The sequence below is a fragment of the Sphingobium sp. genome (assembly GCF_033795625.1).
GTDB lineage: Bacteria > Pseudomonadota > Alphaproteobacteria > Sphingomonadales > Sphingomonadaceae > Sphingobium.
On record NZ_JARYGI010000014.1, the window covers coordinates 69,065 to 89,153 of the forward strand.

The window sequence follows — 20,089 nt, forward strand, 5'->3', positions numbered from 1 at the left end:
GACCGATTTCACATATGATTCGTGACGCCATCAAAGCCGCCCAGATCGACGCGATGAAGGCTGGAGACAAGGATCGACTGGCCGCAGTACGGCTGATATCCGCCAAGCTGAAGGACCGCGACATCGAATTGCGCACCGCTTCGCAGGTGCCTGAAGACGACGCTGTGGTCGTGGACGTACTCCAGAAGATGGCAAAGCAGCGCCGCGAATCGATCATCATGTTCACGGATGGTGGCCGCGCGGAACTCGCCGCAAAGGAGCAGGCCGAACTCGCGGTCATTGAAAGCTTCCTGCCCGCCCAGATGGGCGATGACGACACCCGTGCCGCGATCGACGCGATCAAGGCCGAAGTCGGCGCGACGACCCCAAAGGACATGGGCAAGGTGATGGCCGTATTGAAAGAACGCCACGGCACCGTGATCGACATGAGCAAGGCCAGCGGCTTGGTGAAAGCCGCCCTAAGCTGATGCGAGGCAGGCTTTGAGCCTCACCCCCCAATGGCTGGACGAACTGCGCGCGCGGACCACCTTGTCCACGCTGATCGGCAAGAGCATCAAGGTGCAGAAGGCCGGGCGCGAGTATAAGGCGTGCTGCCCCTTTCATAACGAGAAGACGCCCAGCTTCACGATCAACGACGAAAAGGGCTTCTATCACTGCTTCGGCTGCGGCGCGCATGGCGATGCGATCCGGTGGATGACCGAGCAGCGCGGCCTGCCCTTCATGGACGCTGTAAAGGAACTCGCCGCCGCCGCGAGCATGGACGTACCCGCCGCCGATCCACGTGCGGCCCAGCGCGCCGAACAGGCGAAGGGGCTGCATGACGTGATGCAGGCGGCGCAGGACTGGTTTGCGGCAGAGATGAACGGTGCGGATGGCGGCACCGCGCGCGAATATCTCAAGAAGCGGGGCATGCGCGCGGACACGATAAAGGCATTCGGCTTCGGCTACTCTCCCGACTCACGCGGCAAACTGAAGACTGCCCTACAAGAGTTCGGTGATCCGATGCTGGTGGAAGCGGGCCTGCTGATCGCGCCCGAGGCAACGGGCGACGCCAAACGCGAAAGCTACGACCGCTTTCGGGGCCGCCTGATGATCCCGATTCGCGACCCGCGTGGCCGCGTCATCGCATTCGGCGGCCGCATCCTGGGCGCGGGAGAGCCCAAATATCTGAACTCCCCCGACACGCCTTTGTTCGACAAGGGTCGCACGCTTTACAACCTCGATCGCGCCTCCCCTGCCTCGCGCCAGACGGGACGCGTGATCGTGGTCGAAGGCTATATGGATGTGATCGCGCTCGCGCAGGCAGGCTTTGGCGAGTGCGTCGCGCCGCTTGGCACCGCACTGACGGAGCATCAGATCGAACGGCTCTGGAAAATGGTGGAGGTGCCGATCCTCTGCTTCGATGGCGACGCGGCCGGGCAGAAAGCGGCGATCCGCGCTGCCCTGCGCGCCCTGCCCTTGCTTCGCCCCGGCCACAGCCTCTGCTTCGCCACTCTGCCGCAGGGACAGGACCCGGACGATCTCGTCCGCGCGTCCGGCCCGGCGGCCTTCGAATCGGTGCTCGCGCAATCGGAACCTCTGGTGGACCGCCTATGGAGCCACGCCCTTGCCGTAGGTCCACTGGATACGCCCGAACAACGCGCCGCTCTCAAACAGCGCCTTGCCGAGTACACCGACGCCATGACCCACGGCGACGTCCGCGCGCATTACAGCCAGATCTTTCGCGAACGGCACGATGCCCTATTCTTCGCCCGCCGCGCCTTCACGCCGATGCAGCCCCGGCCGCAGCGCGGCAAGATGGACCGCAAGGGCCAGTGGAAGCCTCCGATCGCTCCGCCGATCCGCGAAACTCGGGCGATCAGCGCCACGGGCACCGAAGCCATGCTCCTGTGCGGCGTCATCGCCGGGCTGCTGCGCTATCCCGACCGAATAAAGGAGCATCTTGAGGAACTCTCCGGCCTGCGGATCGCTGATCCCGTCATGGCTGCGTTGATGGAAAAGCTGCTGACAGGCGCGATGCGCGAAGAAAGTGTTGAAACAGACGCCCTCCTTACCATATTGGGAACAGGTGAATTGTATAATAGGGCGAAGGGGCTACTCCGGGCCGACGCGCTAACGTTCACTTTTACCCGCAAAAAGGCTGATGAGACTCGCGCTCAGCGCGATCTGGATGAGGCCATCCGGGTGATAGCGGCTGGACCGGAGATTGATGCGGCATTGGCGGACGCCACACGTGCCATGGGTGAAGCATTGGACGAAGCCAGCTTTCTGCATCAGCAGAAGCTGCGCGAGTTGAAAGCGACTCATGCGCAGCGATTGGCGGACTTGATGCAGCCGGAAGATACAGTTTGATGGTCCGGCGGCGGACCACGGGGTTAAGGCGATTACATGGCTACCAAGGCTAACAAAGGCACGACGACAACTGAAGATCCCGATGGCGGCGATGCACCGCTGCTCGATCTCAATGAGGCTTCGGTAAAGAAGCTACTCTCGCGTGCCAAGAAGCGCGGCTACATCACGTACGACGAACTGAACAACGCCCTGCCGCAGGACCAGATGTCTTCCGAGCAGATCGAGGATGTGATGTCGGCGCTCAACGACATGGGCGTCAACATCGTCGAGAACGAAGAAGCCAGCGAAGAAGGCGACGAGGAAAAGCAGCGCGAGGACGATGCCGCCGAGGATGAAACCGATGACAGCGAGGACGAAGGCTCCCGCCCGGTAGCGGAGAAGAAGAAGGAAACGGTCGATCGCACCGACGATCCCGTCCGCATGTACCTGCGCGAAATGGGCGCCGTCGAACTGTTGAGCCGTGAAGGCGAAATCGCCATCGCCAAGCGCATCGAGGCCGGTCGCGACACCATGATCCTGGGGCTTTGCGAAAGCCCGACGACGTTCAACGCCATCATCGAATGGTCGACCGCGCTCAACAATGGCGAGATGCAGCTTCGCGAGATTCTCGATCTCGACGCGATGCTGTCCAAGGACCCTGCCCCGGAAAGCCTTGAGGAAGGCGCCGAGGACGACGATGGCGAGATCAGCGCCAAGACCGCTGGCCCTTCGTTCAAGGAAGAGGAGGAACCCGAAGAGGTTTCCGCCGACGCCGACGAAGATGAGGATTCGATGACCGAGCGCCGTGCGCCCCGCGTCGAAGAGGATGACGAGGAAGACAACACTCTCAGCCTCGCTCAGATGGAAGAACAGCTCAAGCCCATCGCGCTAGAGAAGTTCGCGACCATCACCGAGATTTTCCGTGCCTTTTCAAAGGCGCAGGAGTCGCGCCTCGTAGCGATGGCGAATGGCGAAGCCTATTCGGCCAAGCAGGAAGCCAAGTATCAGCAGCTGCGCGAGGACCTTACCGCGCAGGTCGAAAGCGTGCAGTTCCACCAGCAGAAGATCGAATATCTCGTCGATCAGCTCTATGCCTATAATCGCCGGCTGACGACGCTGGGCGGCCAGATGCTGCGCCTTGCCGAGCGCCACAAGGTGCCGCGCAAGGACTTCCTCGACCGCTATGTGAACCATGAGCTGGATGACGGCTGGCTGGCGAGCGTCGCTAATATCGACAAGAAATGGGCGGCTTTCGTAGCTGCCGAAGAACGCGCCGTGGACCGTATCCGCACCGAAGTCAGCGAAATCGCGCAGGCCACCGGCATGTCGCTCAGCGAGTTCCGCCGCATCGTCAACATGGTGCAGAAGGGCGAACGGGAGGCGCGTATCGCCAAGAAGGAAATGGTCGAAGCGAACCTGCGCCTCGTCATCTCCATCGCCAAGAAATATACGAACCGCGGCCTGCAGTTCCTGGATCTTATTCAGGAAGGCAATATCGGCCTGATGAAGGCCGTCGATAAGTTCGAATATCGCCGCGGCTACAAGTTCAGCACCTATGCAACCTGGTGGATCCGACAGGCGATCACGCGTTCCATTGCGGATCAGGCACGCACGATCCGCATTCCGGTGCACATGATTGAGACGATCAACAAGCTTGTCCGCACCAGCCGCCAGTTCCTGCACGAGCAGGGCCGCGAACCGACGCCGGAGGAAATGGCCGAGCGCCTGTCGATGCCGCTCGAAAAGGTCCGTAAGGTGATGAAGATCGCCAAAGAGCCGATCTCCCTCGAAACGCCGATCGGCGACGAGGAAGACAGCCATTTGGGCGACTTCATAGAGGACAAGAACGCGATCATTCCGGTGGATGCGGCCATTCAGGCGAACCTGAAGGAGACCGTCACGCGCGTGCTTGCATCGCTCACGCCACGCGAGGAACGCGTGCTGCGTATGCGCTTTGGCATCGGCATGAACACCGACCACACGCTGGAGGAAGTCGGCCAGCAATTCAGCGTGACGCGCGAACGTATCCGGCAGATCGAAGCGAAGGCGCTGAGGAAGCTCAAGCACCCCTCGCGCAGCCGGAAAATGCGCAGTTTCCTCGACCAGTAAGGCAGGGTGGGAAGTCCGCAGCGAGGCGGATTTCCCACCGCCATTTAACCGCGTCTTTACCTCACTTGCGTAACAGTCTGCCCCAGCACCGCGCCGGTGATCGCATTCAATGTGCCGGCATGGATAAATCAACTGGGGTACATGATGAACACAGCGGTTCCGCGCAGTTCCGACGATGACATCAGCGACATCATCGCCGCTCTGGTTGCGGCCGATGGCACTGCCGCTCATGCCTACGCCGCCGCTGCGCAGCCGAGCGCGCTGATTGGCTCACTCCCCAATCTGGCGGACGCCGCGCATTATCTCTGCATCCTGCACGGCCGCCATCCCGGCGTCATAGATCATGCGGCCACCAAGACGGCGGACAATGCGTCTCGTCCCTGGCTGCTTCAGGCGGCGAAGGGTTTTGCGGCGGAGCGCGCTTTACTGACGCAGGTCACGGTTGCTGCTGGCCCCCTGCCCAGCACCATGGGGCAGGACCAGTGCGACGCCACCGTGCTTCAACAGCGCCACGCCCTTGACATGCTCGCCCAATCCGACCGCCGCGGCTGTGCCATGGGCGCCGCTATTGCGCTTGTCCTGGACTGGCGAGCGATTCGCAAAATACTTGAAGCTGCGGCGCTGCGCGTAGGCATTCAGCCACAGCCTTCATCGCTGCCCACCCCTGCCGCAACACTGGAACTCGCCAAGGAACTCGGGCAGGACGAGCACAGCACGCGCGCTCTGACCTTCGGTGCTCGGCAGTTGCTCGGCCAGCATCGCGGCCTGTGGGACTTGCTTCAGGCCCGTGCGAGTGTCCGCACCCCCGGCTGACGTTGGCCGGATGCCCCGGTGGGGCTTGCGCGACTCCGAACCTCTCCCTACTCCGTGTAGCGCATCGTAACGGAGAACGAGCAGCATATGCGTTTTGAAGGCACCAGCGATTATGTGGCTACTGCCGACCTGAAGGTCGCCGTGAACGCCGCCATCCTCCTGCGTCGGCCTCTGCTGGTCAAAGGGGAACCGGGGACTGGCAAGACGGTGCTGGCGCAGGAAATCGCCAATGCGCTGGGCGCGCCGCTGATCGAGTGGAACGTCAAGTCCACGACCAAGGCGCATCAGGGTCTCTACGAATATGACGCGGTGGCGCGGCTACGCGATGGCCAGTTGGGCGATGAGCGCGTCCACGACATCTCCAACTACATCCGCAAGGGCAAGCTTTGGGAGGCTTTCACCTCCCCTGTGCTGCCGGTGCTGCTCATCGATGAGATCGACAAGGCCGACATCGAGTTCCCCAACGACCTGTTGCAGGAACTCGATCGCATGGCGTTCCACGTCTACGAAACCGGCGAGATGGTCGCGGCGAAGGAACGTCCCGTCGTCATCATCACCTCGAACAACGAGAAGGAATTGCCGGACGCATTCCTGCGCCGCTGCTTCTTCCATTACATCAAGTTTCCCGACCGAGAGACGATGCAGTCGATCGTCGACGTCCATTTCCCCGGCATTCAGAAGATCCTCGTCAACCGTGCCATGGATATCTTCTACGACATCCGCGAGGTGCCGGGACTCAAGAAAAAGCCGTCGACGTCGGAATTGCTCGACTGGCTGAAGCTGCTGCTGGCCGAGGACCTGCCGCTGGACGTCCTTCAGTCGAAGGACAGCAGCAAGGCGATCCCCCCGCTGCATGGCGCGCTGCTGAAGAACGAGCAGGACGTGATGATGTTCGAACGGCTGGCCTTCATGTCCCGCCGCAACGCCTGATGGTCAACCGCCGGTCGCAATGAGCCCCAGTTCCACGGACAGCGCATCGAGATCGGCTCCCGGCCTGACCAACAGCCAATCGCGGCTCGAGGCGCCGTTTACTACCGTGACGGCGCCTTTCGGGCATATGCCAAGGCAGCTCACTTCCAATATTCCCGCGTCACCCTTCCGTCCCTTCTTCAAGGACAAATGCTTCTTGAGTGCCTTGGCGAGCGGCTGATTGCCCTTGGGCCCGAAACCGCCATCGACTTTCTTCGAGCATTTGCGGCAGACGAGTACCGCCGTTTTCCAGTTCGACCGAACGACGCTCTTCAAATGCCAGCCCCGCTTGGCTTCCAAGTGCGCCGGTCCTCCGCAACCCGCAATACGTCATATGCCGCCTGGATCGCCTGAAATCGTTCCGCCGCCGCCGCGTCGCCCGGCCTCACGTCCGGATGGTTTTCCTTGGCAAGCCGTCGCCAGCTCTTGCGCACAGCCTCGAAATCGGCGTCGCTTTCCAGCTCCAGCACTGCCAGCGCCCGCATCTCGTCGCGCGAACGGCTGCCGTCGCCAGGGCCGCCCCAGCCATAGAAGGCAGCGCCCTGAAACCCGCCCGCATCACGCTGCTCCGCCTTCTCGCGCGAGGCGCGTTCCTCGGCATCCAGTCCCTGAAAATAGTCCCAGTTCCGGTTATATTCGCCGGCATGCTCCGGGCAGAAGTACCAGCGCTCCTTGCTATTGGGAGATTTGGGCGCTGGACAATTACCGGGCTGATCGCAGCCATGGCGATCGCACATCTTAACTTGCTGAGCCTCGCTCGACGCGCCGTAGGCACGCCAGCGAGGAAACCCCCAGTCATTCGATCTTCTCGCTTTTGACATCACCCCCATGTAGCCGTTGGGACCCTTCAAAGGAAGGAACATGGAGAAAGAAAAGCACCAGGGGGCCTGTAAGCCGGGTTCTGTCCATCACCTTGCGGCGACTGGGCGACCATTCCTCTAGGACCATGATCGCTCATGGCCTCAAGCAACCAACCCGGGCGGTCAGGCCGAAAATGCCTTGGGGATTGCTCCCCGCGCCGCCCCTATTCGGTCTTGCTCCCGGTGGGGTTTACCATGCCGTCGCCCGTTGCCGGGGACGCGGTGCGCTCTTACCGCACCCTTTCACTGTCACTGGACCGAAGCCTTAGCGACCTGCTCTCTGTTGCACTGTCCCTGGAGTCGCCTCCGCCAGCCGTTAGCTGGCACCGTCTTTTCGTGGAGCCCGGACTTTCCTCGCCATATCGCTATGCCGCGGTCGCCCGGCCCCCTGGTGCGGCGTCCCTAGCCCAAAAGTGTGGGTCAGTCATCCCCTCTTGGCTTGGGGAGCAGCAAGGCAAGCAGAATGGCGCGGCATTCCCCACAGATGATGCCGTCGATCAGCTCAGGACGGAACCGGCGCTGAAATGCAACTACGGCCGCCTTCTGGTCGGCGATCTCATAGCCGAAACGTTCGAGCGCCAGCATGAAGCCGCTGTCGGTCCAGTGCGGGTCCATCAGGTTCTTTGTGGGGCGCGGCAAGGCGAGGCGCAGTCGCGCCAGCGTCGCCCAAGGGAACAACTCGCCGGGGTCCTGCTTGCGGGCAGGAGCGATGTCGCTGTGCCCGACGACATTGCCGCGCGTGATGCCATAGCGCTGCACGATTTCGTTCACCAGCGGCACCAGCGCCTGCATCTGCGTAGCGGGGAAAGGGCGATAACCCCATTCATGGCCCGGATTGACGATCTCGATCCCGATGCTGGCGGAATTGATATCAGACATTCCGCGCCAGTGGGATTTTCCCGCGTGCCAGGCACGCTTGTCTTCCGCTACCATGCGGATGACCTGACCATCCTCCGTTACAACATAATGGGCAGAGACCTTGGACTCCGGATTGGCGAGCCAGTTTATCGCGCTCGCGGCATCAGGCATTCCGGTATAGTGCAGCACCAGCATCGTAACCGGCGCGCTGCGCTCGTCAAAATTCGGCGAAGGCGTCTCGATCATGAAGCTTCACCCAACATTGTCGATCCCGTGGCTGCGTCGAACGTGACGGAACGACAATGGCCGAGAGTGAGAGCACGATCAAGGTGCAGGAACACGGTATGACGCGTTGCTGATGGCCGCTTTAGTGTCGAAGCTCAGCGCGCTCGGCGGATGGGAGCCGCGACATCCTCGCCAAAGCTATTGCGCCGTTCATAACTGCCGCGAAACTCGCGGCTCGAAATGAAATCATTCGTTTGTCCGATGACCGTCTCCCCTGCGCCAAGAAGGAGATAACCACCAGGTCGGCTGTGTTGTGCCAGTCGGTCGAAGACTTTCTGCCGCATCTCCAGCGAAAAATATAAGAGGACATTCCGACACAGTATCAGATCGAAATAGCCGCCGGGCACATGGGGATCGAAAAGATTATCTTGCCGGAAATCTACCATCTGGCGCAGTTCGTCGCTGATCTTCCAATCGTCGCCGACTGGCTCGAACCATTTCAGGAGATCGCTAATGGGAAGGCCGCGCTGCACGTCGATCTGCGAGAATATACCCGATTGGGCCCGGGCGATCGCGGCCGTAGAAATGTCCGTACCCAGAATGCTGATCCGCCACCCCTGCCATTGCTCCGCATCCTTGCGAAACTGCATGGCAAGCGAATAGGCTTCTTGCCCAGTAGAGCAGCCGGCGCACCAGATACGGACAACACGGTCAGGCCGACTGGCCCGAATGCGAGGTAGCAACTCGCGCGAAATCATCTGAAAAATCTGCAGATCGCGAAAAAAACTGCTTTCGTTGTTGAGTAGCGCATTGACTACTTCCGTCGTCAGCGGATGCTCGCTTCGGGAAAGCAGCTTGGCAACCAGTGCTTCAAGATCAGGGAAGCCGTGGGCGCGAAGGATCGGCTTCAAGGCCGTTTCTATGCGCCATATCCGGTTTTCTGAAAGGATCTGTCCCGTTCGCGATTCGAGCAGACCTGCAAGGACGCGCGTGGCGCCAGTGAAGACGATATCCTGGCCTTCAGCCGTCATGCCAAGATCGCACATCGTTGAGTTGCGAACGGCATAATTTTCTCCGGTGGTAAAAGGGCAGTAGCCAGGCCAGCGCGGGCCACTGATCCAGGCATTCCCCAAACCACGCTACTTGCCTCATCCTGGGCGATCACAATCCCGCCACCGTCCACAATGTGTCCGGCCCCGGACGTCCCGTCCCTCCCCATTCCTGTCAAAACCACACCGACAGCGCCACTGCCGTAGCAGCGGGCTATGGCCATGAACATCGGATCGACGGCGGGAAGGCTACTGAGAGGAGTCCTGTCGCTTGAAAGAGCGACCGCGATCTGGCCGTTCCACGTGCGTCGGCATCCGAGATTGGCTTCACCGGGTGCAACATAGATCTGGTCGGCCATCAAGATTTCACTTTGCTCCGCAACTTTCACGGGCAAGCTGGTCATCCGGGCAAGCTGGGTCGCAAAATATGGAATGAAACTGGGCGGGAGATGCTGGGTTACCAAAATGGGAACGCCCATAGGTACAGTCATGCCCGCAAACAGCTGACCCAGCGCATGGATGCCGCCCGTCGATGCGCCAACGCCTATACAGGCAATGGCCCTCTCCCCTGACGGCTGCCGCAAGTGAATGGCGGCGGAACTGTCATCGTCGCGTTCCGCGCCAAAGATGCGCTCCATTCGACCCAGGAGGGCGCGGGCAAACTGATCGCCAAAGGAACCGCGATCGGGCTTGGAGAGGATGTCGCTCGCACCAAGCGCAAGAGCTTCTACGGCGACGGCGCTGCCTTCCTGGCAGTTTCCCGACAGGATGATAACCTTTGCCCCGTTACCTGCCTCCAGGATTTTCGGAAGAGCCACAATGCCACTCTGGCCGGGCATCTCGACGTCGAGCAGGATCAGATCTACAGGCTTTCGCGCGAGGAAATCCAGCGCCTGCTGTGCATTGTTCGTCTTGTGCGCGACCAAGAAACCTTCGTGGGCGGTAAGAATGCGCTCCAGAACCGTGCGCGCCACCACCGAATCATCGACGATCAGTACGCGGAGGGCCGAAGCCTCACCATGTACGGGACCTATCGCAACTTTATCTGCGCGCATCGTTAGCAGCCTTCGGGTGATATCAACACGAACCGGTCGGATTTCAGCGTCAGATCACGCCGACGATCTGGAGCTTGCTTTCCAGCGTATCTCTGTCGAACGGCTTCATGACATATTCGTCCGCTCCCGCTTCGACGGCAGCTTTGATATGGCCAAGACCGTTTTCAGTCGTGCAGAAGATCACCTTCGGACGGTTCACCATCTGCGTCTTCGAAAGCTCCTGCAGGAACTCCATGCCGCTCATCACGGGCATGTTCCAGTCGAGCAGCACGACGTCGGGAAGCGACGCCTCGCATTGCGTAAGCGCGTCACGCCCGTCGCATGCTTCCGTCACCTTGATGTCGAGAGACTCGAGAATGTGTCGAGCAACCTTGCGGATAACCTTGGAGTCATCGACTACCAGGCAGTTTGTCATGATAAGTGACCCCTTTGGCATTTGCGTTCAGTTGGTTTGTAAGGGTGAAAGCTAAGCGTTTGGTAAATACTCGTCGCCAATGGAAATCAGGCAGCCTGCGATGTCAGCGCTGGATCGATAAAGCTGGAAAGAGAAACAAGCAGGTGAGGCTCGCCAGCATTTTCCACGATACTTCTCGCAAAGGGTGCCCAGGCGGGGGCCAACTGCCCGCGGAGGGGAAGTTCCCCATCCGGAACGGAGCAGATATCGCTCACTGCATCTACGATCAGACCGTAGCTATGGCCGCTGATGTCCGCGATGATTGCGAGTTCATGCAGTTCGCGAGGCGTGGGACGGCCGTTGATGAGCGCGGCCACATCGATCATGGTGAGCACACGGCTGCGTAGTGCGGACAGGCCCGCGATATGTGGAGGCATCCCAGGTACTGGCGATATCTCCGAAACCCGGACGACCGCTTCGATTTCCTCCGTCATCACGGCGACGGGCGTGCCCGCGATGCTGGCGAAAAGATAGAGCTGGCTGATCATGCGACCTTCTCCGTCCTGGCGGCGCTGATCGCGGCCATCAATCCATCGCGATCGTAGCGGTACACTGACTTGTCCTCGCGGTCCTTGGCGGTCGGAAGGTTCCGGATACGCACCACCGGCTGATGCCCAGGCAGGGCTTCGGTGCCGTCTGGGCCGATACATAGGATGACATCGTCGGGCTGCATTATGCCTTCGTCCGGCATCCCTATGATCACGTTATGCCCGGCTTGGCGCAGCAGGGGAGCCAATATCTCCTCGGCCCAGATGTCGCCCTTGTCCGCTATCACGCATCGGACAGCAGCATGAGGGGTGATTGCGTCGAGAGGGATAGCACCGAACAGAGTGAAGGGATCGAGCACCTCCAGATGGATATCATCGATAACGACTATGCCGCTGATCGTTCCGCCGGACAGCACCATGTCCGGATTTACGGGCATCTGCACGATATCGATCACCCGAGCGACAGGATAGCATAGCTCCCGTTCGTCATCCTTCAGGCGAAGGGTGGTGATGCAGGCTCCCTCGAACCGATGATGTCCATTTGCAACAGGCAGCAGGCGTCCTTCTACACGCGCAAATGCCCTGCCCCCTGACATCCCGAACAGGTCGGCGCCAAGATCCTCGACACGCTCGACAAGGCTGAGGCGCAGCAGGCGCTCTTCGCCGGACAGCTCCTCGAAACGCAAGGCGCTCAAGGTCTCTACGGCGGACGCACGCCCCGCAAGCTCCCCATCGGCCTGGATCGTCCGATCGTCGACAAGATTTGACAGATTAGCTGCCTGTGCAAGCCCGCCTGCGTCGAGCAGGAGCATGGGTTGGCCGTTGTCTGGCAAGGTCATGCCTGCATATACGCCCGACGCCATTATCAGTGGCGAAGCGGGTCTGATGACCAGTTCCTCGTGATTGTCCACCGATGCCACACCCATTGCAAAGGGAATGCCGGAGGCTGATCGGACGACCATCACTGTCCGTGGGCCATGCTGATCGACGAATGGGAGACCCAGTACATCTTCCAGCTCGATCATCGAGTGTCGAATGTGCCTGATGGTCGCGATGCACGCACCGCCGACCCGACTGATCGAAAGCGTCTCGTTGTTCTGGTGCAGTATCTCGACGATGGCCGCGCGGGGTATCGCGAATTGCTGCCCGCCGGCCTTGATTATCAACCCCGGTATGATGGTGAGCGTCAGCGGTACGCGCAGCGTGATCTTCAGGCCCCGGCCCGGTTGATTCTCTAGCGCGATGACGCCGCCGATACGTTCGACATTAGCTCGTACGACATCCATGCCGACACCACGGCCCGACACTGCGGTCACTGCCTGAGCTGTCGAGAGGCCGGCCTTGAATATCAGATCGCATTTTTCCGCTTCAGTCAGCTGTGCAGCTGCCTCGGCCGTCAAATCGCCTCCTGCTATGGCTTTGCGCACGAGGTGATCGCTGTTCAGGCCACGCCCATCGTCGCTGATTTCAATGACGATCTGGTTCCCGGATTGACGCGCGACGAGGCGCAGCATCCCGGATTCCGGCTTGCCCACGGCGAGCCGCTCCGCCGGACTTTCGATGCCATGATCGATGCTGTTGCGGACGATGTGCGTGAGTGGGTCGACGACCATCTCCACCATCTCGCGGTCCATCTCGACGTCGCCGCCTTCGATGTCCAGTTCGACGCGTTTGCCAAGGTCGCGGCACAAGTCCCGCACCATGCGTGGTATTGCAGCGAAAAGGCGATCCACGCGCTGCATACGTGTCTTCGAAATCGAGTCGCGCATGTCGGCCACGCAGGACGAAAGGCGCTCGAACGCGCTCTCGAGGTCGGGATCGGAAGTCAGGTCGCGAAGCTTGCGCGAGAGCTCATTGCGCGCGAGCACCATATCCGACACGCCATTCATCAGCTGATCGATCAGCGTCAGTGGCAGGCGAATGGTTCTCTGGGCGCTGCCTTGTTCGCGGCGCGGCGCAACCGCCGAGACGGCGGCGGCTGGCTCCCCTTTGACCTCTTCCAGTTTCTTCTCATTGAGTGCCGCAATGAGGAGTTCATCATTTTCAGACGGCAGAGAGGCGCCCGACACCACTGCCTCGGTGAGTTCGCCGATGCGATCCATGATCGCAAGCACTGCGTTGACGGTGGACCCATCGGGCACGCGGCGGCCTGCACGTATGTCGGACAGCACATCTTCGGCTGCGTGGCTCAGCCTCTCGAAGCGAGGCAGGTTGAGGAAACCGCAGCTCCCTTTGACGGTGTGGAAAAACCGGAAGATCGAATCGAGCCGTTCCTTATCGGAAGGATCGGCTTCCCACGCGACCACCACTCCGGCCAGCGCCTCGAGCGTTTCCTGCGTCTCCGATATGAATTCGCCGAGTAATTCGTCCATCCGCTCCATCCGATGCAGCTACTTGATCTGCACCTTGGATGAACCGTGGTTAATTCGGCGTTAAATCGCCTTCAGGAAACAGCGACGCTCATGGGCAGGCTCGCGCCAAAAAGCAGAACAGGATCACCGGGTTGCGACAACATGATCTCGCCCCCCACACGCGTGACGAGGGTGCGGACCATCCAGGCCGCAGCCGTTCGCGCTGAAAGCCCATCGTTACCCAGGGTCCCGCCGAGGGCTGCGCGCAATTCGGTATCGAGGATGACCTTGGGACCTTCCGCACGGACGACGATCTCGGTGATGCCCGCGCGCTGCTCAGCGCCGATGTCGAGTTGTCCGCCGCGCACCAGCGCATCGCCGGCGATCAGCGCAAGGTTGAGCAATATCTTGGCGGGGAGCTTGGGCAGACTGTCCTCGGCCACCATCCAGCCGAGTTTCACGCGTCCGCTGGCCGCGAGCATGCCTTCGATCGCCGTGCGTGCTTCGCTGGCCGGAACGCTGTCGCCATAGCCGCCCGCCGATCCGAAGGCCAACCGGAAGAACTTGAGCTTGTTCGCCGATGTGCGTGCACTATCGCCCAACAGGTCGAGGCACCGTTGGCGCATTTCCGGATCGGTCTCATCAGCCATCAGTTCGAGGCCGTTATTGAGCGCACCAACAGGGCTCAACAGATCGTGGCAAAGGCGAGAGCAGAGCAAAGCAGCGAATTCGAGGCTCTGATCGGTGGGCAGATCGGTCATTCGGCACTTCCAGCGGATCGGAAAAGGATGGACGCCCCCTCAGTCGGGCACGGGTTCTCTTGCCGGGTGGTTCTCCGCGATGCAACCCAAGATGCTATCAAAGCAGGCGGTTTAGTGCCGGCCCGCGACAAGCTGCTCGGGCGTGAAGCGGCCATGCAGCCCGCCTGCCCCGCTACGCCAGAGCCGTGCATCGTCAATTCCGACGATCAGCCAGAGAACATCATCCTCCAAGGCTTCGGCGGCATCGGCCGACGAGGGGGTGCTGCTGCCGCCGGGATGCGAATGATAATGGCCTATGATCGAGAGACCACCCATTCGGGCCTCGCGATGAGCGCGCAGGAGAGTTGCAGGTTCGATCTCAAAGTTTCGTGCCGGATCATCGGCAACGTTCGACGCAATCTGGATGTCACTGATATCCTCCGGATCGCCCAGCAAGAGTCCACAGACTTCCCGCTCCGGCTCCGCACGTGCCAGTGAAATGATGCGCTCCAGCAATGGTCTTGATATGCGCACGGCCATACCCACATCCTACGCAATGCTTTCGGGGGTTTCCACTATCGACGCGACGATCCCGGAGGAACACTCCGGGGCTCGGCTGGACAAGGCGCTCGCTGCCTTGCTGCCGGATCTCTCGCGCGAGCGCATCAAAGCCCTGATCCTTGAAGGCCGCGTCAGCGGCCCCGGTGGACGCGCAGCCGCCGACCCGTCGATGAAGGTGGCGCTTGGGCAGGCGTTCAGTGTCCATGTACCTCCCCCCACAGAGGCTCATGCGATTGCGGAGGATATTGCCCTCACGGTCGTCTATGAAGATGCCGACCTGATCGTTATCGACAAACCGGCGGGCATGGTCGTGCATCCCGCTGCAGGCAATGGTGACGGTACCCTGGTCAACGCTCTGCTCCACCATTGCGCCGGACAGCTTTCCGGCATCGGCGGCGTCGCTCGCCCAGGCATCGTCCACAGGATCGACAAGGATACCTCGGGGCTGCTCGTCGCGGCGAAAACCGACAAGGCACATGAAGGATTGGCGCGTCAGTTCAAGGATCACAGCATCGAGCGACTCTATGCGGCAATAGTCGCAGGACGGCCCCTCCCCCCTGCCGGCACAATATCGCAGTGGCTAGGCCGCTCCGACAGCGACCGCAAGAAGATGGCGGTGCAGCCGGAAGGGCGCGGCAAGCATGCCGTTACCCATTACCGCACGCTGGAGCCTTTGCGAGATGCCACTCTGGTCGAATGCAAGCTGGAAACTGGCCGAACCCATCAGGTGAGGGTGCATATGGCACATCTCGGCCACCCGCTCATCGGCGATCCCGTTTACAGTAAGTCAAAAAAACATTTCAAATCGCTACTGGAAACGCTGAGTTTCGACCGACAGGCATTGCACGCGCGAACGCTGGGGTTTATTCATCCCGTAACGAGCCGGGCTTTGTCGTTCGAAAGCCATATTCCACCGGATATGCAGGAACTGTTAAGTCGGCTTCGCGTACTGTGAATGCAAGTTGTGACCCGATGCCTATCATAGGGTCCGGTCACGGAAGGGAAGGAAGTTACCATGGCTAAAGGAAGCAATGTACCGGCGACCATTCCGGCGCTGGGCGGCGACGCCAGCCTCAATCGCTATCTGAGCGAGATCCGTAAATTCCCGATCCTGGCTCCCGAGCAGGAATATATGCTTGCGAAGCGTTATGCCGAGCACCAGGACCCGGAAGCAGCGGCGCAACTCGTGACCTCGCACCTTCGCCTTGTGGCGAAAATCGCGATGGGATATCGCGGCTACGGTCTGCCTGTCAGCGAGCTGATTTCCGAAGGCAATATCGGTCTGATGCAGGGCGTCAAGAAGTTCGAGCCGGAGCGCGGTTTCCGCCTCGCCACTTACGCAATGTGGTGGATTCGCGCCTCGATCCAGGAGTTCATCCTGCGCTCGTGGAGCCTCGTGAAGATGGGCACCACCGCGTCTCAGAAGAAGCTGTTCTTCAACCTTCGCCGGATGAAGAACAATATCGAAGCGTTCGAGGATGGCGATCTGAGGCCCGAGGACGTCACGCACATCGCGACGAAGCTGGGCGTGTCGGAAGACGATGTTGTGAGCATGAACCGTCGCATGGCGATGGGCGGCGACACGTCGCTGAACGTCCCCTTGCGCGAGGATGGCGAAGGCCAGTGGCAGGATTGGTTGCAGGATACCGATCCTCTGCAGGACGAGCGTGTCGCCGATGCGCAGGAGCGTGATCTTCGCCACAGCATGCTGGTGGAGGCGATGCGCGACCTCAACGATCGCGAGAAGCACATTCTTGCCGAGCGTCGTCTGGCCGAAGAGCCCAAGACGCTCGAAGATCTGAGCCAGGTCTATGGCGTGTCGCGCGAACGCGTCCGCCAGATCGAGGTGCGGGCCTTCGAGAAGCTCCAGAAGGCAATGATGCGGATCGCAGGAGACAAGCTGCGGCTCTCCGCCGCCTGATCTCAGATCGGAACTGAAGAACGGGCGCTGACCGAGAGGTTGGCGCCTTTTTTTCGTCGGACGCCTCAAGGATGATCTGCAGAAAGCCGTTCGTCCTGAGTAGCCGTTGCGCTTGTCGAAATGGCGTATCGCAGGACCATCCCGGTGCAATGCGTCGATACGAGCCCTCCGACTTCGCTCAGTCTCTACTCAGCTCGAACGGAGATGGCTGGCTCATACGCAAAGGAGATGACCCGTCTTCGAGCCCGCGCTACGCTGCCGCCATGATCGACAATGCCCCTGCTCGTCGCGCCGCCAAATCCCGTCAGGGCTTCCGCTGGAAAAGAATGCTTTTCAAGCTGGTGCTGGTCTTCCTGCTGCTTTCGCTGGGGCCGGTCATCCTCTACCGGTTCCTGCCTCCGCCAGTCACATTGACCATGCTCTTCGATCAGCGCGGCTTCACCAAGGACTGGATGAGCCTGTCGGAGATGGACCCGGACATGGCGCGTGCGGCCATTGCGGCGGAGGACGGCAAGTTCTGCGCGCACCACGGGTTCGATGCCGTCGCGATCGCGCAGGCGATGCGGCACAATGCCAGCGGCGGACGCATCCGCGGCGGCTCCACGATCAGCCAGCAGGTCGCGAAGAATGTCTTCCTCTGGCAGGGCGGGGGCTTCCTGCGCAAGGGGCTGGAAGCATGGTTCACCGCGCTCGTCGAGATGATCTGGGGCAAGCGGCGGATCATGGAAGTCTATCTCAATGTCGCCGAAACCGGGCTAGGCACCTATGGCGCGAATGCCGGGGCGATGCGCTATTTCCGTCACGACGCCTCGCGCCTCACTCGCACCGAAGCCGCGCGCATCGCCGCGATCCTGCCGCTGCCGAAGAAGCGGGGCGCAGTAGCGCCAAAGGGCTTTACGCGTCGCTATGGCAACAGCATCGCGGCGCGGATCGGCGTTGTACAGCGCGATGGGCTGGATAGCTGTGTGCGGTAAAGCGGAATGTAATGTGGAGCACTGAAACGGATTTTGAAGCTGTTGGAAATCTCCAACAGCCACGGAAAAGGGCGCGCCTTGGCAGGACGCGCCCTTAGTCATTCAGCAATCTAGTCGGATCAGAATCCGACGATCAGCGACCCGATGAAGGTGCGTGGCGCGCCGATCTGGGCAAAGCTGACCGTGGTGTTCGACAGCGTGCCATCGAAACCGCCAACGTAGAGCTTGTCGAACACGTTCGTCACGTTGAGCTGGATGGCCACCCCTTCCGCACCAAAGCGCGCCAGCGAGTAGCGAGCGTCGATGTCCACCAGCGTGTAGGCAGGTGCCTTTGCGCCATAGACCTGAGCGCCCGATTGCAGGACAGGCAGGTTCTGATCGTTGACGTAACGCGGGCCAGTACGCTTGGCCTGTACGCCAAGCTGCAACCCTTCGATGTCGCCCTGAACACGGCCGCCGAACGTGTAGACGGGAGCCCCGGACTCACGCTTGCCCTTCGTCAAAGCCACGCTCGTTGCCGTAAGCTCGACATTGTCCTTGATCTTCGATTTCAGATACGATCCGAAGGCATAGAGCGAGATTTCCGGGATCGGCTGGTAGGATACGCTGCCGTCGATACCATATTTATCCACGCGACCCAGGTTCCGGTAGATGGTCTGATCCAGTTCGCGATCATAGGCCGAGGCCAGACGGTCGGAATAGATCGTGTACCAGCCGGAGAGTTGCGCTTGGAGGCTGCTCGTCCGATACCGAACGCCGACGTCGAAGTTGTCGGTCGTCTCCGGCTTCGGATTGGCGTTCTCATTGTCGCGCGTGAAGAAGAAGGATTGATACAGATTGTCGGTACCGGGGACCTGAAGCCCCTTCGAATAGTTACCGAACACGCTGACGGCATTGGTCGCATCAACAACGAAGCCCGCATTTGGCAGGATCTTGTCATATTTGAACACGCGGCGCTGCGGTCCCTGCACTGCGGGGTTTGCAGTGGCATAGGCCCCATTGGCTGCGCTTCCATCGCCAAAGCAGCGAAGGTTGCCCGCTGCGGTCGCCGTGAAGCAGTAGTTGTTCAGGTCGCGCTTGAAGAAGGGCGCGCGAACACCGACGTTGAGAGTGACCGGGCCAAATTCGCCGCGATATTCGCCCGACACCTGATGCAGGATCGCATAGGACAGACGATTGCGCTTCTGCACCGCATCGCCGTTACGGTCCCTGATGGGGTCGTTGACGGGGAACGGATCAACGGCAAAACCGTCCGTGCGAAGATAGCCTGCCTCGCCGGTCTGACGATGCCGACCACGATCGTAGCTATAGGCGACGCGCAGGGTGTTGTCCTCAATCAGATCATACCGCAGCGATGCGATCACGCCATAGCGGTGTGTCTGGGTCTGGCTGGGCGACGCGACACGGATCAAATCGAGCGTATCGCCGTCACCGTTGACGTCGCGGCCGAAGAAATATTGCGTGGCGGTTGAGCCAGCCTGAATGAAGCCGACCTGACCCACGCCGCCGATGGGCGTCGTGCCTTCGGAGCCGATGCTCGTGCCGCCGCCGTTCGCCTTCACATATTGATAGCTTGGATCGACAGTAAGGACCACGTTATCGGCAAGCGTGAAACGCGAATTGATGCGGACGTTGCCGGTATTCGACGGATTGTAGCGATATTCAAAGGGTTCTCCGCAAAGGCTGGCGGCATCGGCAACCCCCGTCACCGGGGCCGGAATGCTGCAACGGGCAATCTGGAAATCCCGTTCCCCTCTTGTGATCGGGAAACGATTGCTGCTGCTTGTGCCCGGAACGCGGCTGCTGTCGACACGAAGCGGGGATGAACCGAAGAAGTTATTGCGATTCTCGTTATAGTGGCCGGCAAGGGAGATGAAGTCGCCATTGCTGCCGATCGGCTGATAGACCTTGCCATTATATTGTTGCTTGTCGATCTTGCCGATACCGCCATAGACAGCGTCGTTTGCAGCGCTGCTGGCGGAGAAGAATGCCTTGGTGCCCCAGGGGGTAAACACGCCCGTGTTGACCATGCCGAATGCACGGAAGTAGCTATAATCGCCCAAAGAGCCGACCATCTTCACGCCGAAATCATCAGAGGGCGTGATCGTGCGATAGTTCACCGTCGAACCCGTCGCCGCTGCCGTCGGGCTGTCGACATCGGTGGAACCAAGGTTCACGTTGACCTGATCGATGATCTCGGAATCGAACTGCTGGTTGGAATAGAGTGCATAGCCGCCGGTGTCGTTAAGCGGAATGGACTTGTAACGGTTTTGTGCCGGTCACCTATCTCATTATGCCACCTTGGCTTCGAACGCGAGTGGGCTGATGCCG

General features: G+C 60.6%; 19 protein-coding genes and 1 other RNA gene. 8 read left to right on the plus strand and 12 right to left on the minus strand.

All coding sequences use genetic code 11. From position 1 onward, the window contains the following. The first annotated feature begins 14 nt into the window (after positions 1-14). The 5 genes from QHC67_RS09345 to QHC67_RS09365 all read left to right on the plus strand — a co-directional run bounded on the left by QHC67_RS09345 (position 15) and on the right by QHC67_RS09365 (position 6,183). Positions 15-467, plus strand: coding sequence for a GatB/YqeY domain-containing protein (locus QHC67_RS09345; RefSeq protein WP_319293621.1), 453 nt, complete (start codon positions 15-17; stop codon positions 465-467). Between the two features lie 13 nt (positions 468-480). Then, a complete protein-coding gene (dnaG, locus tag QHC67_RS09350; protein ID WP_319293622.1) occupies positions 481-2,352 on the plus strand; it encodes a DNA primase in 1,872 nt (623 codons plus the stop codon). A 36-nt stretch (positions 2,353-2,388) separates the two neighbouring features. Continuing rightward, positions 2,389-4,440: an RNA polymerase sigma factor RpoD gene (gene rpoD / locus QHC67_RS09355; protein ID WP_319293624.1), complete on the plus strand. Its 2,052-nt coding sequence runs from the start codon at positions 2,389-2,391 to the stop codon at positions 4,438-4,440. 144 nt (positions 4,441-4,584) lie between these two features. Further along, on the plus strand, positions 4,585-5,253 hold the full coding sequence (locus QHC67_RS09360; RefSeq protein ID WP_319293626.1) for a DUF6975 family protein: 669 nt from the start codon (positions 4,585-4,587) through the stop codon (positions 5,251-5,253). Positions 5,254-5,340: 87 nt separating this feature from the next. Then, positions 5,341-6,183 carry a MoxR family ATPase gene (locus QHC67_RS09365; RefSeq protein ID WP_319293628.1) on the plus strand — a complete coding sequence of 281 codons (843 nt, stop codon included), beginning with the start codon at positions 5,341-5,343 and terminating at the stop codon, positions 6,181-6,183. A gap of 3 nt (positions 6,184-6,186) precedes the next feature. Here QHC67_RS09365 and QHC67_RS09370 read toward each other — a convergent pair whose 3' ends face one another. The 11 genes from QHC67_RS09370 to QHC67_RS09420 form a co-directional block, all read right to left on the minus strand. Next, positions 6,187-6,498 (minus strand): (2Fe-2S) ferredoxin domain-containing protein, encoded by a 312-nt coding sequence (locus tag QHC67_RS09370; protein ID WP_319293630.1) that lies wholly within the window; start codon positions 6,496-6,498, stop codon positions 6,187-6,189. After that, positions 6,495-7,043, minus strand: coding sequence for a J domain-containing protein (locus QHC67_RS09375; RefSeq protein ID WP_319293632.1), 549 nt, complete (start codon positions 7,041-7,043; stop codon positions 6,495-6,497). The genes QHC67_RS09370 and QHC67_RS09375 overlap by 4 nt, the downstream gene beginning before the upstream one ends. 53 nt (positions 7,044-7,096) lie before the next feature. Further along, positions 7,097-7,474, minus strand: an RNA gene (gene rnpB, locus QHC67_RS09380) — RNase P RNA component class A. Positions 7,475-7,502: 28 nt separating this feature from the next. After that, the gene (locus QHC67_RS09385) at positions 7,503-8,186 is read right to left on the minus strand and encodes an N-acetylmuramoyl-L-alanine amidase (RefSeq protein WP_319293634.1); all 684 of its coding nucleotides are present in this window, start codon (positions 8,184-8,186) and stop codon (positions 7,503-7,505) included. A 134-nt stretch (positions 8,187-8,320) separates the two neighbouring features. After that, entirely contained in the window at positions 8,321-9,196 is an 876-nt protein-coding gene (locus QHC67_RS09390) for a protein-glutamate O-methyltransferase CheR (RefSeq protein WP_319293636.1), read from the minus strand. After that, the gene (locus QHC67_RS09395) at positions 9,193-10,269 is read right to left on the minus strand and encodes a chemotaxis protein CheB (RefSeq protein WP_319293638.1); all 1,077 of its coding nucleotides are present in this window, start codon (positions 10,267-10,269) and stop codon (positions 9,193-9,195) included. Before QHC67_RS09395 ends, QHC67_RS09390 begins: the two co-directional genes overlap by 4 nt. A gap of 49 nt (positions 10,270-10,318) precedes the next feature. Beyond that, complete coding sequence (locus tag QHC67_RS09400) at positions 10,319-10,684, minus strand: response regulator (protein ID WP_319293641.1); 366 nt, start codon at positions 10,682-10,684, stop codon at positions 10,319-10,321. Positions 10,685-10,770: 86 nt separating this feature from the next. After that, on the minus strand, positions 10,771-11,208 hold the full coding sequence (locus QHC67_RS09405; RefSeq protein WP_319293657.1) for a chemotaxis protein CheW: 438 nt from the start codon (positions 11,206-11,208) through the stop codon (positions 10,771-10,773). After that, positions 11,208-13,583 (minus strand): chemotaxis protein CheA, encoded by a 2,376-nt coding sequence (locus tag QHC67_RS09410; protein ID WP_319293643.1) that lies wholly within the window; start codon positions 13,581-13,583, stop codon positions 11,208-11,210. The genes QHC67_RS09405 and QHC67_RS09410 overlap by 1 nt, the downstream gene beginning before the upstream one ends. A gap of 71 nt (positions 13,584-13,654) precedes the next feature. After that, positions 13,655-14,323, minus strand: coding sequence for a histidine phosphotransferase family protein (locus tag QHC67_RS09415; RefSeq protein ID WP_319293645.1), 669 nt, complete (start codon positions 14,321-14,323; stop codon positions 13,655-13,657). Positions 14,324-14,434: 111 nt separating this feature from the next. After that, entirely contained in the window at positions 14,435-14,842 is a 408-nt protein-coding gene (locus QHC67_RS09420) for a M67 family metallopeptidase (protein ID WP_319293647.1), read from the minus strand. A 16-nt stretch (positions 14,843-14,858) separates the two neighbouring features. On the opposite strand from QHC67_RS09420, the gene QHC67_RS09425 reads away from it, so the two are divergent. The 3 genes from QHC67_RS09425 (at position 14,859) to mtgA (ending at position 17,758) form a co-directional block, all read left to right on the plus strand. Next, positions 14,859-15,818 (plus strand): RluA family pseudouridine synthase, encoded by a 960-nt coding sequence (locus QHC67_RS09425; protein ID WP_319293659.1) that lies wholly within the window; start codon positions 14,859-14,861, stop codon positions 15,816-15,818. A 60-nt stretch (positions 15,819-15,878) separates the two neighbouring features. Continuing rightward, complete coding sequence (gene rpoH, locus QHC67_RS09430; protein WP_319293649.1) at positions 15,879-16,784, plus strand: RNA polymerase sigma factor RpoH; 906 nt, start codon at positions 15,879-15,881, stop codon at positions 16,782-16,784. A gap of 326 nt (positions 16,785-17,110) precedes the next feature. Next, entirely contained in the window at positions 17,111-17,758 is a 648-nt protein-coding gene (mtgA, locus tag QHC67_RS09435; RefSeq protein ID WP_319293661.1) for a monofunctional biosynthetic peptidoglycan transglycosylase, read from the plus strand. Between the two features lie 119 nt (positions 17,759-17,877). Here mtgA and QHC67_RS09440 read toward each other — a convergent pair whose 3' ends face one another. Continuing rightward, complete coding sequence (locus tag QHC67_RS09440; RefSeq protein ID WP_319293651.1) at positions 17,878-19,935, minus strand: TonB-dependent receptor; 2,058 nt, start codon at positions 19,933-19,935, stop codon at positions 17,878-17,880. Positions 19,936-20,089 lie beyond the last annotated feature (154 nt).

Excerpts from the sequence above, each read along its gene's own strand:
- QHC67_RS09345 (WP_319293621.1), top strand. The coding sequence starts at position 15 with ATGATTCGTGACGCCATCAAAGCCGCCCAGATCGACGCGATGAAGGCT.
- mtgA (WP_319293661.1), top strand. The coding sequence starts at position 17,111 with ATGCTTTTCAAGCTGGTGCTGGTCTTCCTGCTGCTTTCGCTGGGGCCG.
- QHC67_RS09395 (WP_319293638.1), bottom strand. The coding sequence starts at position 10,269 with ATGCGCGCAGATAAAGTTGCGATAGGTCCCGTACATGGTGAGGCTTCG.
- QHC67_RS09390 (WP_319293636.1), bottom strand. The coding sequence starts at position 9,196 with ATGACGGCTGAAGGCCAGGATATCGTCTTCACTGGCGCCACGCGCGTC.
- QHC67_RS09385 (WP_319293634.1), bottom strand. The coding sequence starts at position 8,186 with ATGATCGAGACGCCTTCGCCGAATTTTGACGAGCGCAGCGCGCCGGTT.
- QHC67_RS09420 (WP_319293647.1), bottom strand. The coding sequence starts at position 14,842 with ATGGCCGTGCGCATATCAAGACCATTGCTGGAGCGCATCATTTCACTG.
- QHC67_RS09425 (WP_319293659.1), top strand. The coding sequence starts at position 14,859 with ATGCTTTCGGGGGTTTCCACTATCGACGCGACGATCCCGGAGGAACAC.
- rpoH (WP_319293649.1), top strand. The coding sequence starts at position 15,879 with ATGGCTAAAGGAAGCAATGTACCGGCGACCATTCCGGCGCTGGGCGGC.
- rpoD (WP_319293624.1), top strand. The coding sequence starts at position 2,389 with ATGGCTACCAAGGCTAACAAAGGCACGACGACAACTGAAGATCCCGAT.
- QHC67_RS09415 (WP_319293645.1), bottom strand. The coding sequence starts at position 14,323 with ATGACCGATCTGCCCACCGATCAGAGCCTCGAATTCGCTGCTTTGCTC.
- QHC67_RS09400 (WP_319293641.1), bottom strand. The coding sequence starts at position 10,684 with ATGACAAACTGCCTGGTAGTCGATGACTCCAAGGTTATCCGCAAGGTT.
- QHC67_RS09365 (WP_319293628.1), top strand. The coding sequence starts at position 5,341 with ATGCGTTTTGAAGGCACCAGCGATTATGTGGCTACTGCCGACCTGAAG.
- QHC67_RS09360 (WP_319293626.1), top strand. The coding sequence starts at position 4,585 with ATGAACACAGCGGTTCCGCGCAGTTCCGACGATGACATCAGCGACATC.
- QHC67_RS09375 (WP_319293632.1), bottom strand. The coding sequence starts at position 7,043 with ATGTCAAAAGCGAGAAGATCGAATGACTGGGGGTTTCCTCGCTGGCGT.
- QHC67_RS09410 (WP_319293643.1), bottom strand. The coding sequence starts at position 13,583 with ATGGACGAATTACTCGGCGAATTCATATCGGAGACGCAGGAAACGCTC.